Consider the following 783-nt stretch of genomic DNA (forward strand, 5'->3'; position numbering starts at 1 on the left):
TACCGGCTGTTAATGGGTGATTACGTAGAATAGATTGAACGTCGCGCGATGATTTATACGCGGTGCCGTCGGCTTCAGATTGCAATAGAATCATTTCGTCGGCGGCCTTATAAAGCCGCCAGGCACAAAACAAGTCAATGATGGTTGATTTACCGAAGCCACGGAAGCAACGGAATAAATTTAATTCCCCGCATTGTTCTAACCATAAAACGGCTTGCCAGTGAATATCCGGCACTTTCCATTTCATGCGCTTAGCCCACAGCATAAAGAAGGCGGGGAAGGTTGCCTTCTGTTCTGCCATTAGTTCAAGCTCTGCAAGTGTTTAAAGTGTTCGGCGGCCTGCGCGTTCAGCTGCGTGATTAAATCGCTTTCCGCTACCGGCTGCGCTTCGCCTTTTTTAATCGGCGCGCTTAAATCCTTCCGGCGTTCCTGTACCGCCTTTAATATGGCATAGGTGCTTTTTGCGTTGTTCTTATCGAGTAAGCGAACGTTCTTTTGTTTCTCTGTAAGGTCAAACGAGATTTGTCGACGGCCTACCCAATTATCGGGATCGCTTTCTTTAATGAACTCTTTAAGAAGTTTGCCTTCCAGCTGGGTCAGTTTGCGAATGAGTTCGACGGTAGAATCTGCCATTTATAAGCCCCATAAAAAAACCCGCCGTAGCGGGTTAATCTTTATATTCACCAATGCCGGGAGCGTTAACTTGCCCGCTTGGCGTCCAGTAATATTGTGCGCCGTATTTACCGGCTAGCCCTTCCATCTTCTTCTTATATCCCGGCATAA

General features: G+C 47.3%; 2 protein-coding genes. Both read right to left on the reverse strand.

What is annotated here, in order from left to right:
• On the reverse strand, window positions 1–301 hold a 301-nt coding region (locus tag N1032_RS24870; protein WP_259543218.1), incomplete at its 3' end, for a hypothetical protein.
• On the reverse strand, window positions 301–633 hold the full coding sequence (locus N1032_RS24875) for a hypothetical protein (RefSeq protein ID WP_259543221.1): 333 nt from the start codon (window positions 631–633) through the stop codon (window positions 301–303). The genes N1032_RS24870 and N1032_RS24875, both read right to left, overlap by 1 nt.
• Window positions 634–783: the final 150 nt, after the last annotated feature.

The organism is Herbiconiux daphne (assembly GCF_024979295.1).
Classification (GTDB): Bacteria; Actinomycetota; Actinomycetes; order Actinomycetales; family Microbacteriaceae; genus Herbiconiux; species Herbiconiux daphnes.

Excerpts from the sequence above, each read along its gene's own strand:
- N1032_RS24875 (WP_259543221.1), bottom strand. The coding sequence starts at position 633 with ATGGCAGATTCTACCGTCGAACTCATTCGCAAACTGACCCAGCTGGAA.